Raw genomic sequence first — 12,467 nt, forward strand, 5'->3', positions numbered from 1 at the left:
TTGAAAATGGCTCCAAAAAACGCCTTGATTCAAGGGATGAATCCTAAACAGAAAGAAGCTGTTTTACATACAGAGGGACCGCTTTTAGTTATGGCCGGTGCCGGCAGTGGAAAGACGCGGGTTTTAACTCATAGAATTGCTTACTTAATTGAAGAGAAGAATGTCAATCCATGGAATATTTTGGCAATTACATTTACCAATAAAGCAGCTAAAGAAATGAAAGAACGAGTGGCTCGATTGTTGGCGCATGGCGGTGAGGATGTCTGGATTTCGACTTTTCACTCAATGTGTGTAAGAATACTCCGCCGGGATGTGGACCAGATCGGCTACAATCGGAACTTTACAATTATAGACACCTCAGAGCAGCGGACTTTGATGAAACGAGTACTTGCCGAACTGAATATTGATGCAAAAAAATATGATCCAAGAACAATACTGGGAACCATCAGCAATGCAAAAAATGCATTGCAGACACCTGAAAAAATGGCTGAGCTTCAGGGCAGCCAATATGAGGAAATTGCCGCTAAGTGTTACGCTAAATATCAGAAAGAGCTGAGAAACAATCAATGTATGGATTTTGACGATCTGATCATGAATACAATTCGCTTGTTTAATGAACAGCCGGATACACTGGGATATTATCAAAATAAGTTTCACTATATTCATGTAGATGAATATCAGGATACAAACCATGCACAATACATGCTTGTCAATATGCTGGCTGAACGCTTCCGAAATCTTTGTGTAGTAGGAGATGCAGATCAAAGTATCTACGGCTGGCGGGGAGCTGATATGCAGAATATTCTGGATTTTGAAACAGATTATTCTGATGCTTCAGTCATTTTACTGGAACAAAACTATCGTTCAACCAAAAAAATCTTATCTGCCGCCAATAATGTAATCGGCAATAATCGAAATAGGAAAGATAAAAGCCTTTGGACTGAGAATGATGACGGTGAAAAAATTGTCTATTACCGCGGAAACAGCGAACGTGAAGAGACACAGTTTGTTGTTCAGCAAATTCAAAAAGAAATGGCAGACAATGATCGAATCTATGGTGATTTTGCAGTTCTTTACAGAACAAACGCACAGTCGCGTGTAATGGAAGAGATGCTGCTGAAATCGAATATTCCTTATACGATGATTGGCGGGCACAAATTCTATGATCGGAAAGAGATCAAAGATATTCTGGGGTACTTGAACATTATCTCCAATCCTATGGATTCTTTGAGCTTTGAACGAATCGTCAATTCGCCGAAGCGTGGAATTGGAAAAACATCGGTCGATAAATTGAGAGGTTTTTCTGTCATGCATGGCTGGTCTATGCTGGAAGCGGCTCAGAATGTGGAGCTTGCCAATATTTCTGGTAAAGCAGGGAAAGAGCTGGGGGGATTTGGCTTGATGATTCAGGAGCTGACTCAAATGGTTCCTTATCTGACAATTACTGAGCTGGTCAAAGAAGTGCTGGATCGAAGCGGTTATAAAGATGATTTGGTTGCACAAAATAATTTGGAATCACAGACGAGGCTTGAAAATCTTGATGAATTTCTAAGTGTTACGCAGGAATTTGATAAACGCTATGCCCGTCAGAATGAAGAAGAAGCGGAAGCACCGGAAGAAAAGCTGGCTGTTTTCCTGAATGATTTGGCCTTGGTATCAGATCTTGATGATTTTGAAGAAAGTACTTCACAGGTAACTCTGATGACTTTACATGCAGCCAAAGGGCTGGAGTTCCCAGTAGTCTTCCTGATTGGTCTGGAGGAAGGGATATTTCCTCTCTCTCGTGCCATGCTTGAAGAACATGAACTGGAAGAAGAGCGCCGCCTTGCCTATGTTGGAATTACAAGAGCAGAAGAAGTGCTGTATATGACAAATGCTTTTTCTCGTACCTTATATGGAAAAACGCAGTACAATCGTCCAAGCCGTTTTCTGGAAGAAATTGAAGAAGAGCTGTTTAACAGACAGGGTGTTGATTTTTCATCGCAGCAAAGAACTGTTCAGCAGCGGGAACCAAGGATTTTTAAACCTGCTTATAGTCAGCCGACGCAAAAATCAGTTACAGATAAAATAGCCAGCGGCGGTGAAGCGATGGACTGGAAAGCAGGAGATAAAGTGAAACACAAAGCTTGGGGAACAGGGACGATCGTTAAGACCGGAGGCAATGGAAAAGATCTTGAGTTGGATATTGCATTTCCGGAAAAAGGGATTAAACGTCTGCTGGCTGCATTTGCGCCAATCGAAAAAATATAGGAGGAGAACACAGATGGGAACGGATCAACCATTGACCTTGGAACAGGCAGCAAAGCGTTCAAAGGAACTTAGAGAGCAGCTGATCAGCTATTCTCATGAATATTATGTGGAGGATCAGCCGACAGTAGAAGACCATGTATACGACAGACTGTATCAGGAGCTTGTGGATATTGAAACAGAATTTCCTGATCTGATCACATCTGATTCACCGACACAGCGCGTAGGCGGGAAAATATTGGAAGGGTTTGAGAAAGTAACCCATGATGTTCCAATGTACAGTTTGAATGATGGATTTTCAAAAGGAGATATCTATGCTTTTGATGAGCGGGTTCAAAAGCTGGCTGGTCAACAAGTCAGCTACTGCTGTGAATTAAAAATTGACGGTTTGGCTATCTCGCTGAAATATGTGGATGGTGACTTTGTTCAGGGAGCGACGCGTGGAGACGGAACCGTTGGAGAAAATATTACTGAAAATCTCAAGACGGTGAAATCTATTCCGCTTAAATTGAAGAAGCCTGTATCTATTGAGGTTCGCGGCGAGTGCTATATGCCGAAACAATCATTTGTCAATTTGAACAAGGAGCGGGAAGAAGCTGGCAAGGATGTTTTTGCCAATCCAAGGAATGCAGCAGCAGGCAGTCTTCGTCAGTTGGATTCGGCTATTACAGCAAAGCGTAATTTAAGTACATTTTTATATGCTGTGGCTGATTTTGGACCGATGGAGGCTGAAACACAGTTTGATGCTTTGGAAGAGCTGTCTGAGATAGGCTTGCGTACCAATCCTGAGAAAACACTGTGCAAGGATATTGATGAAGTATGGGCTTATATTGAAGCATATCATGAGAAGCGTGAAAAACTGCCCTATGAAATTGATGGAATAGTAATCAAAGTCAATGACTTTCATGTGCAGGATGAGCTGGGATTTACGGTGAAAGCACCACGCTGGGCAATTGCTTATAAGTTTCCTCCAGAAGAGGCTGAAACTGTGATTGAGAATATTGAATGGACAATCGGACGTACTGGAGTGGTGACTCCAACAGCTGTTATGACACCAGTCCGAGTTGCCGGAACGACAGTCAGCCGGGCAAGCCTTCACAATGTAGATTTTATCAATATGAAGGGTATTCGATTGAACGATCACGTGATTATTTATAAAGCCGGAGATATCATTCCAGAAGTTTCTCAGGTGCTGCTTGATAAGCGAGGGGAAGACAGCAAAGAATTTGAGGCACCAACACATTGTCCGGTCTGCAACAGTGAACTGGTTCATTTAGATGAAGAAGTTGCTTTACGTTGTATTAATCCTAAATGTCCCGCCCAGATTAAAGAAGGGCTTAGTCATTTTGTTTCCAGAAATGCAATGAACATTGACGGATTGGGGCCCAGAGTTTTAGAGCAGATGTTTGATAAAGAACTGGTTTCAGATGTAGCTGATCTGTATTTCCTGACAGAGGAACAGCTGATGACTCTGGATAAAATTAAAGAAAAATCTGCTCATAACATTTATACAGCGATTGCTGCAAGTAAGGAAAATTCGGTGGAGCGGCTGATTTTTGGTCTAGGGATTCGCCATGTCGGAGCTAAAGCAGCTAAAGTATTGGCTGAGTATTTTGGAGATCTTCGAACAATTTCGCAGGCGGACAAAGAGACCATTGTTGCTTTGGATTCTATCGGTGATATTATTGCAGACAGTCTGGTTACTTATTTTGAGAATGAAGAAGTGCATGAACTACTTGATGAGTTTGAAAAAGCCGGAGTGAATCTGACGTATAAAGGATTGCGTAGTGAACAGCTGGAAGATGTGGAATCTCCTTTTAAAGATAAAACCGTTGTGTTGACCGGGAAACTGGAAAAATACACTCGGGAAGCAGCCAAAGAGAAAATTGAAAGTCTCGGTGGAAAAGTAACCGGCAGCGTCTCGAAAAAAACAGATATTGTTGTGGCAGGAGAAGAAGCAGGCAGCAAGCTGACAAAAGCGCAGGACTTAGGTGTATCTGTCTGGACGGAAGATCAAATGGTGGAAGCACTTGAAAACAGCCATTTCTAGTTAAGTTTAATGTCAGGCTTGGTTAACATAGACGATGTATGTATTTGTTGTCCATCTGGCACAGCTTAGGAGATTTTACTGAGTATCAGCATTGAAGCAGCTGGTGATCCTTCCTTATGCAAAAAACAATCTAAGGGACGGCCAGTTGAAACAAACAGAGTAGAGCTGGCTCCTTTTCGCCTTTATGTTTGAAGGTTTGAAAGAAAGATCAGAAAAACAAGAAATTTACAGTTTTTTCCATGATCTCTTTCAATCACCAGATATTTTTATGATAGAATAGAAAAAACTGTCTTTTTTGTTGCCTGAGAAATGTTGGGGTTTATAAAACCTCATCAAATTAGATTAGGCAGCTGTGAAGTGTCATCTTTTGTTTTTGCGGTAAAGAAAAAAGACATTGGTATTTTTTGAGGAAAGAAGGGTATTTATGGCAATCAGTGAAGAACAAGTAAAGCATGTGGCAAAATTGGCAAAACTGTCATTTTCTCCAGAGGAATTGACTGGATTTACAGATCAGTTGGGTAAAATCATTGATATGGTTGAACTGCTTGAAGAAGTGGATACAACTGGCGTTCCGTTTACATCCAACGTTGTGGAAACAGTAAATGTAATGAGAGATGATGTTTCAGAGCCTGGAACAAATAGAAAAGAATTAATGAGAAATGTACCGGAATCACAAGATGGATATATCAAAGTGCCGGCAATTATTGACAATGGGGAGGCTGGCGCATAATGGAAAAATTATATGATAATTCTGTTGCAGAGCTGCATAATCTTCTTGTTTCAAAAGAAATTACTGCAGTGGATCTTACAAAAGCAACATTTGACCGAATCAAGGAAACTGAAACAGATATTGATGCTTTTATTACTTTAAATGAAGAAAAAGCCGTGAATCTGGCTGAAGCAATTGATAAAAAAGGAATTACTGAATCAAATCCTTTAGCAGGAATTCCAATTGGGATTAAAGATAATATTGTTACAAAAGATATTCTGACAACTGCAGCTTCAAAGATTTTAAACAATTTTAACCCTATATATGATGCAACAGTGATGGATAAGGTCTATCAGGCTGATTTAATTCCAGTAGGCAAGCTGAATATGGATGAGTTTGCTATGGGTGGAAGCACAGAGAATTCCTACTTTAAGAAAACGAAAAATGCATGGGATTATTCTAAGGTACCAGGAGGTTCTTCCGGCGGTTCTGCAGCTGCGGTTGCAGCGGGTCAGGTTCCGGTTTCTCTTGGAAGTGATACTGGTGGAAGCATCAGACAACCGGCAGCATTCAATGGGATTGTAGGAATGAAGCCTACATATGGACGAGTTTCACGATATGGTTTGATTGCTTTTTCTTCAAGTCTGGATCAAATCGGACCATTGACAAGAACAGTTGAGGATAATGCGCTTGTGTTAAATGCGATCAGCGGCTTTGATCCGAAAGATGGAACTTCTGCAGGAAATTCTGTTCCTGATTTTGCTGCAGGCTTAACTGGTGATATTAAGGGAATGAAGATTGCTTTACCTAAGGAATATCTGGGTGAAGGTGTAGCTCCTGATGTGCGCGAAGCAATCTTAAAGGCTGTAGAAACCTTTAAGAGCCTTGGTGCAACAATTGAAGAAGTCAGTCTTCCTCATTCTAAATATGGTGTTGCAGTTTACTATATCATTGCTTCTTCTGAAGCAAGTTCAAATCTGCAGCGTTTTGACGGTATTCGCTATGGTTATCGTTCAGAAAATATTCAAAATCTTGAAGATGTCTATGTAAATTCACGTACTGAAGGATTTGGTATTGAAGTAAAACGTCGTATTATGCTTGGAACCTTTTCACTGAGTGCCGGCTACTATGATGCCCATTTTAAAAAAGCCGGACAGGTTCGTACGCTGATTAAACAAGACTTTGAAAAAGTCTTTGCTGAGTATGATTTGATTATCGGCCCTTCAGCACCAACAGCAGCCTATGGTATTGGGGAAAATATTAATGATCCGATTACGATGTATATGAATGATATTTTAACGATTCCTGTTAACTTGGCTGGATTGCCTGGGATGTCAATTCCAGCAGGATTTTCAGAAGGATTGCCTGTAGGTCTTCAGATTATCGGTAAAGCGTTTGATGAAGCAACAATGTATAAAGCAGCCTATGCTTTTGAACAAGCAACTGATTTTCATACAAAAAAACCAGTGATTTTAGGGGGAAATGATTAATGAATTTTGAAACAGTCATCGGTTTGGAAGTCCATGTGGAATTAAAAACAAACTCTAAAATCTTTTCACCGGCTCCAGCCCATTTTGGTGCAGAACCTAACAGTAATACAGCAGTGATTGACTGGGGCTATCCCGGTGTCCTTCCTGTTATGAATAAAACAGCTTTGGAATTTGGAATGAAAGCAGCCCTTGCGTTGAATTGCCAAATTTCAAAAGATACACATTTTGACCGTAAAAACTATTTTTATCCGGATAACCCCAAAGCCTACCAAATTTCTCAGTTTGATCAGCCGATTGGTCATGACGGCTGGATTGAAATTGAAGTAGAAGGTCAAAAGAAGACAATTCGTATTGAACGCGTCCATTTGGAAGAAGATGCTGGTAAAAATATCCATGGAACGGATGGATATTCTTATGTCGATTTAAACCGTCAGGGTACACCGTTGATCGAAATCGTGTCTGAGGCTGATATGCGTTCTCCGGAAGAAGCTTATGCATATTTGGAAGCTCTGCGCTCAATTATTCTCTTTACAGAAGTATCTGATGTGAAAATGGAAGAAGGATCAATGCGCTGTGATGCGAATATTTCTCTGCGCCCGTATGGACAGGAGGAATTTGGAACAAAAACAGAATTAAAAAACCTGAACTCTATGAGCTTTGTTAAAAAAGGTCTGGCTTTTGAAGAAAAACGTCAGGCAAAAGTTCTTCTTTCAGGAGGAGAAATCCAGCAGGAAACGCGCCGTTTTGATGAAACAACGAATAAAACATTATTGATGCGTGTTAAAGAAGGATCAAGCGATTATCGTTATTTCCCGGAACCGGATATTCCACGTTTTGCAATTGACGATGCATGGATTGAACAGGTAAGGAAAACACTTCCTGAATTACCGGCTTCACGTCGTCAACGATACAGCAGTGAGTTGGGCTTGCCGGAATATGATGCTATGGTTCTGACGCTGACAAAAGAAATGTCTGATTTCTTTGAAGCTGTATTGGCAGCCGGTGCAGATGCTAAGCAAGCATCAAACTGGTTAATGGGCGAAGTTTCTGCCTATTTAAACAGTGAAAAGATGGAACTGCTTGATACTAAGCTGACTCCGGAAAATCTTGCAGGTATGATCAAATTAATTGCAGATGGAACTATCAGTTCTAAAATTGCTAAAACAGTCTTTAAAGAATTGATTGAACATGGTGGAGATGCGAAAGAAGTTGTTGAAGCGAAAGGACTGGTTCAGCTATCTGATCCTGCACAGCTGCTTCCAATAATTAATGAAGTGTTGGACAATAATCAACAATCCGTTGATGACTTCAAAAATGGGAAAGACCGTGCTGTTGGATTCTTAGTTGGACAGATTATGAAAGCAACAAAAGGAAAGGCAAATCCCGGCGTTGTGAACAAGCTATTACAGGAAGAGTTAGCAAAACGATAGAAAGCAGCTGACAGGATATGAAAAAAGCAAGAGTTATCTATAATCCAACATCCGGAAAGGAACTGGTCAAAAAGAACTTGGCGGATATCCTCAATGTCTTAGAGGAATCTGGTTATGAAGCAAGTGCATATGCGACAACTCCGGAACAGGATTCTGCAAAAAATGAAGCAAAACGTGCAGCTTTACAGGGATTTGATTTGATTGTTGCCGCTGGGGGAGACGGTACGATTAATGAAGTGGTCAATGGCATTGCTCCTCTTGAAAAACGTCCGTTGATGGCTGTTATTCCGGCAGGAACGACAAATGACTATGCCCGAGCACTAAAGATTCCTAGAAACAATATTCTAGAAGCTGCAAAAGTGATTCAAAAAAATCAGACGGTGAAAATGGATATTGGTCAGGCTGCTGAAAATTATTTTATTAACATTGCTGCCGGCGGGCACTTGACTGAATTAACGTATGAGGTGCCTTCTGAACTGAAAAGTATTTTTGGCTATCTTGCATATTTGGTAAAGGGAGCAGAAATGCTGCCGAGAGTAAAGCCGATCAAAATGAGAATGACTTATGATGACGGTGTTTATGAAGGAAATGCCTCTATGTTCTTTTTAGGTCTGACTAATTCGGTAGGAGGCTTTGAACAGATTGCTCCTGATGCAAAACTGGACGACGGCAAGTTTTCATTAATTATTGTAAAAACAGCAAACATCTTTGAAATTGTTCATCTGGTGGCATTGATGCTGAATGGCGGAAAACATGTAGAAGATAATCGTCTGATTTATACGAAAACAAACTATCTCCATGCAGAGACACTGAATGCTGAAAACAGGATGCTCATTAACCTTGATGGTGAATACGGCGGAGAAGCACCTATGACCTTTAAGAATCTGCATCAGCATATCGAAATGTTTGCAAATATGGATGATATTCCTTCTGACGCTGTTATTGGAATTGTTGATGAAGATGAAGAAGATTATGAAGGGATTACCAGAGATTTTGTGAAGGAAGTTGAAAAGCTGACAGATCAGGATATCGATGGTGATGGAAAAATTGCCGGAGGAGAAAAAGTTAAAAAATAACCTTTGATTTTAGGAAGCATTATTATTATATGAAATATAAGCTGAAATTTAATGAAAATCGCCAGTCGACTGCCATGGTGCGGTCGTACTGCGCACTTTCAGAAGAAGTGCTGATTTTCTTGAATTTCAGCTTTTTTGTTCTGTTAGAAAGGGAGATAATATTGGGAATGCTCGAGCGGCAGGATAAAAAAATTGGTTTACGATTGAAGCTGTCGACCTTTAATACTGTAGAAAAGGTGGGCGATCGACAGTTAATAGAAACATTGCTAGCATTGACTTTTGAGTAATAACTACAGTAAAATGGAGAGGTCAAAGCGAGAAAGTTAGCTGATCGACAGAACAGGCGCTGAAAATCCTTATGTGGTAAGGGGAAAATAGGTACCCGTTTTAATCTAAACAGAGTGTAATGTAAATTTGGATAAATGAATGGGTGAAAGAACTTAAAGGGCAGTTTTAATCTAAACAGAGTGTAATGTAAATATAATTGGAATGATGTAATAGACCTAAAAGCTGATGGTTTTAATCTAAACAGAGTGTAATGTAAATACAACAGAAATTTCTAAAACGGCACAAGTTTTAGCGTTTTAATCTAAACAGAGTGTAATGTAAATCAGACCCAGCAATAATGTAACCGAATGTTGATAAAAGTTTTAATCTAAACAGAGTGTAATGTAAATATTCTAAAACTGGCGGTAAGGTATATTACGCTTTTGTTTTAATCTAAACAGAGTGTAATGTAAATGATTTTAAAAATCAGATACAAGCGTTAACAGTTACACGTTTTAATCTAAACAGAGTGTAATGTAAATGCTAGATCATGCAACTGAAAATGCCGAATATGTAGAGTTTTAATCTAAACAGAGTGTAATGTAAATATAAAGCGGAATTAATGTTATATATGCGTGATTTCTGTTTTAATCTAAACAGAGTGTAATGTAAATTCCGAATTCATGTTCTGGTTGATTGTTCATATTTTGGTTTTAATTTAAACAGAATGAAATTTATAAAAGTCATGGTTATTTCTGAAACCATGTTTTTTTTTGAAATTCCCAATGTATCTTTGACCATACAATATCACTAGGTCACTGCGTATTCTAATGTTCTATTTTACTTTCCTGTTTTAAACGAAACATGATTGCTTTTCCTGCTGATTTTCATTAGAATGGAACAAGTGAGAAGAGGAAGGAACGAATTATGAAAACACAACCAGTACAGAAGAACGAAACAATTGAAGTAGAAATTATTGATTTAACTCATGAAGGCTTAGGTGTCGGTAAAGTGGATGGTTATCCGCTTTTCATAGAAAACAGCCTTCCTGGAGAAAAGGTAAAAATTCTGGTTTTAAAGGCTGGAACTAAATTTGGCTATGGAAAAGTTCTGGAACGTCTGACGGACAGTCCTGATAGAGTCATGCTGACTGACGAAAGTCTTTTGAGAACAGGCATTGCTCCGCTTCAGCATATGACTTATGAAGCTCAGCTTCTATTTAAACAAAAACAAGTCGAAAAAGTTCTGGAAAAAATCAGTAAAATGCCGGATGTTCCTGTTTTGCCGACTGTTGGAATGGTTAATCCTGTGGGCTACCGGAATAAAGCTCAGATTCCAGTTAGAAAAGTTGCCGGTCAGATCGAAACAGGTTTTTACCGCAAAAACAGTCATGATTTGATTCCTATTAAAGATTTTCATATTCAAGATCCGGCAATTGATCAGGCTATTGTAGTCATTCGTGATATTCTGGCTCGCTTCAATGTGAAGATTTATGATGAGAAGGGACACGTTGGAAATCTGCGCCATATCATTATTCGTCGTGGTCATTACTCTCATCAAATGATGGTTGTATTGGTAACCAGAACAGGGAAGATATTTAAGCATGAACAAATTACAGAAGAAATTTTGAAGGAACTGCCTGAAGTTGTTTCGATTATTCAAAATATTAATCCAGATAAGACCAATGTTATTTTAGGAAAAGAATCCAAGCTGCTCTACGGTAAAGATCATATTGAAGATCAGCTGTTAGGAAAAACTTATCAAATTTCAGCCCCCTCTTTTTATCAGGTGAATACAGAACAGACAGAGTTTATGTATCAGACAGCAATGGATTTTGCGGGACTTTCAAAAGACGATATCATCATTGATGCCTATTGCGGAATTGGAACTATTGGATTGTCGATGGCAGATCGAGTGAACCATGTTTATGGAGTCGAAATTGTTAAAGAGGCAATTGATGATGCAAAAATAAACGCCTTCAACAACAGTATAGAGAATGTTACGTTTAAAACTGGCTCTGCTGAAAAAGTGATGAAGAAATGGAAAGAGTCCAGTATTGACCCAACGGTTTTAGTTGTTGATCCGCCTAGAAAAGGATTGACAGAGCCATTTATTGAAACAGCTATTGAGATGCAGCCGGAACGAATTATTTATATTTCATGTAATCCTGCAACCCTGGCAAGAGATTTGAAACTGTTTGCTTCAAACTATGAAGTGAAGAAAGTTCAGCCAATCGATCTGTTTCCTCAGACCCATCATGTGGAAAGTGTTACTTTGTTGCAAAGAAAATAATAATATATGTGAGAGACATTCCTTGAAAGCGGGATGTCTCTTTTTGTCGAAAATTTGCAGGATTATTAGCGGGTATTATTGAATAGAAAAAGCTGTATATGGAACGAGAGAATCTGCTTGCCAAATATAAATATATAAAATAAACGCCTGAATTCTCTTCTTATTTTACAGAATTTCACAAAATTTCGGGAAAATTAAGCAAAAAAACCTTATTGAGAAAAGTTCTCAGTACTTTCAGCAAATTAATTGTATGTTTTTTCACAAAGAAGTAATAATTTTTGATATACTAAGGGTGTCGAAAATGAAAGCGTTACCTGTATCGGTGTAGTTTGTAAGTTGCTAATTTAAAGAAGTTGAAGGAGGGACTGAAAGGAAAATGAGTGTAAAAGAATTGACGTTTGAATTTATTGAAACGGAAAGTCAGAAACAGGAATTTGACACAGCCTTAAATTATTTAAAGGATCAGCAAGGCGCACAAATGCCTGCTTTACAGGAAGCACAGCGAATATACAGTTACTTGCCGATTGAGGTGCTGGAACGTATTTCTGAAAAACTGGATATTCCCCTAGAGGAGCTTTACAGTACTGCCACGTTTTACTCACAGTTTTCTTTTGTACCTAAAGGAGAGTTCACAATCAGTATCTGCATGGGAACAGCTTGCTATGTAAAGGGTGCGGGAAATATTTTAGATTCTTATGAAAATGAACTGCAGATCAAAGCCGGAGAAACAACAGCTGATCGAAAATTTACATTGGAATCCTGTCGCTGTATAGGTGCTTGTGGACTGGCTCCTGTTTTGACAGTTAATGAAGAAGTATATGGTCGTCTGACGCAGAAAAAAGGGGATAAAGTTCTTGCAACATACCTCAAGAAAGCTTAGTCTGTCGCGTAGTCTTTAAAACAGGA

General features: G+C 39.2%; 9 protein-coding genes and 1 CRISPR repeat array. All 9 genes read left to right on the top strand.

What is annotated here, in order from left to right; genetic code table 11:
- Positions 1–36: 36 nt before the first annotated feature.
- Positions 37–2,250, top strand: coding sequence for a DNA helicase PcrA (gene pcrA / locus IW492_RS07280; RefSeq protein WP_442896311.1), 2,214 nt, complete (start codon positions 37–39; stop codon positions 2,248–2,250).
- 13 nt (positions 2,251–2,263) lie between these two features.
- Positions 2,264–4,297 (top strand): NAD-dependent DNA ligase LigA, encoded by a 2,034-nt coding sequence (ligA, locus tag IW492_RS07285; RefSeq protein ID WP_202066926.1) that lies wholly within the window; start codon positions 2,264–2,266, stop codon positions 4,295–4,297.
- A gap of 424 nt (positions 4,298–4,721) precedes the next feature.
- Positions 4,722–5,027, top strand: coding sequence for an Asp-tRNA(Asn)/Glu-tRNA(Gln) amidotransferase subunit GatC (gene gatC, locus IW492_RS07290; RefSeq protein ID WP_202066927.1), 306 nt, complete (start codon positions 4,722–4,724; stop codon positions 5,025–5,027).
- On the top strand, positions 5,027–6,496 hold the full coding sequence (gatA, locus tag IW492_RS07295) for an Asp-tRNA(Asn)/Glu-tRNA(Gln) amidotransferase subunit GatA (protein WP_202066928.1): 1,470 nt from the start codon (positions 5,027–5,029) through the stop codon (positions 6,494–6,496). Before gatC ends, gatA begins: the two co-directional genes overlap by 1 nt.
- On the top strand, positions 6,496–7,926 hold the full coding sequence (gene gatB, locus IW492_RS07300) for an Asp-tRNA(Asn)/Glu-tRNA(Gln) amidotransferase subunit GatB (protein ID WP_202066929.1): 1,431 nt from the start codon (positions 6,496–6,498) through the stop codon (positions 7,924–7,926). Before gatA ends, gatB begins: the two co-directional genes overlap by 1 nt.
- Positions 7,927–7,943: 17 nt before the next feature.
- A complete protein-coding gene (locus IW492_RS07305) occupies positions 7,944–9,002 on the top strand; it encodes a diacylglycerol kinase (RefSeq protein WP_202066930.1) in 1,059 nt (352 codons plus the stop codon).
- A 29-nt stretch (positions 9,003–9,031) separates the two neighbouring features.
- Positions 9,032–9,289: a hypothetical protein gene (locus tag IW492_RS07310; protein ID WP_202066931.1), complete on the top strand. Its 258-nt coding sequence runs from the start codon at positions 9,032–9,034 to the stop codon at positions 9,287–9,289.
- 97 nt (positions 9,290–9,386) lie between these two features.
- Positions 9,387–10,009: a CRISPR direct-repeat array (repeat unit 30 nt; unit sequence GTTTTAATCTAAACAGAGTGTAATGTAAAT).
- Positions 10,010–10,196: 187 nt separating this feature from the next.
- A complete protein-coding gene (rlmD, locus tag IW492_RS07315) occupies positions 10,197–11,561 on the top strand; it encodes a 23S rRNA (uracil(1939)-C(5))-methyltransferase RlmD (RefSeq protein WP_236671832.1) in 1,365 nt (454 codons plus the stop codon).
- 376 nt (positions 11,562–11,937) lie between these two features.
- On the top strand, positions 11,938–12,441 hold the full coding sequence (locus IW492_RS07320; RefSeq protein WP_202066932.1) for an NADH-quinone oxidoreductase subunit NuoE family protein: 504 nt from the start codon (positions 11,938–11,940) through the stop codon (positions 12,439–12,441).
- Positions 12,442–12,467: the final 26 nt, after the last annotated feature.

This window comes from Enterococcus sp. BWB1-3, assembly GCF_016745275.1.
GTDB lineage: Bacteria > Bacillota > Bacilli > Lactobacillales > Enterococcaceae > Enterococcus_L.

Bases quoted from the DNA above. Each gene is read 5' to 3' on its own strand.
- IW492_RS07320 (WP_202066932.1), top strand. From the start codon at position 11,938: ATGAGTGTAAAAGAATTGACGTTTGAATTTATTGAAACGGAAAGTCAG.
- rlmD (WP_236671832.1), top strand. From the start codon at position 10,197: ATGAAAACACAACCAGTACAGAAGAACGAAACAATTGAAGTAGAAATT.
- pcrA (WP_442896311.1), top strand. From the start codon at position 37: ATGAATCCTAAACAGAAAGAAGCTGTTTTACATACAGAGGGACCGCTT.
- IW492_RS07305 (WP_202066930.1), top strand. From the start codon at position 7,944: ATGAAAAAAGCAAGAGTTATCTATAATCCAACATCCGGAAAGGAACTG.
- gatC (WP_202066927.1), top strand. From the start codon at position 4,722: ATGGCAATCAGTGAAGAACAAGTAAAGCATGTGGCAAAATTGGCAAAA.
- IW492_RS07310 (WP_202066931.1), top strand. From the start codon at position 9,032: ATGAAATATAAGCTGAAATTTAATGAAAATCGCCAGTCGACTGCCATG.
- gatB (WP_202066929.1), top strand. From the start codon at position 6,496: ATGAATTTTGAAACAGTCATCGGTTTGGAAGTCCATGTGGAATTAAAA.
- ligA (WP_202066926.1), top strand. From the start codon at position 2,264: ATGGGAACGGATCAACCATTGACCTTGGAACAGGCAGCAAAGCGTTCA.
- gatA (WP_202066928.1), top strand. From the start codon at position 5,027: ATGGAAAAATTATATGATAATTCTGTTGCAGAGCTGCATAATCTTCTT.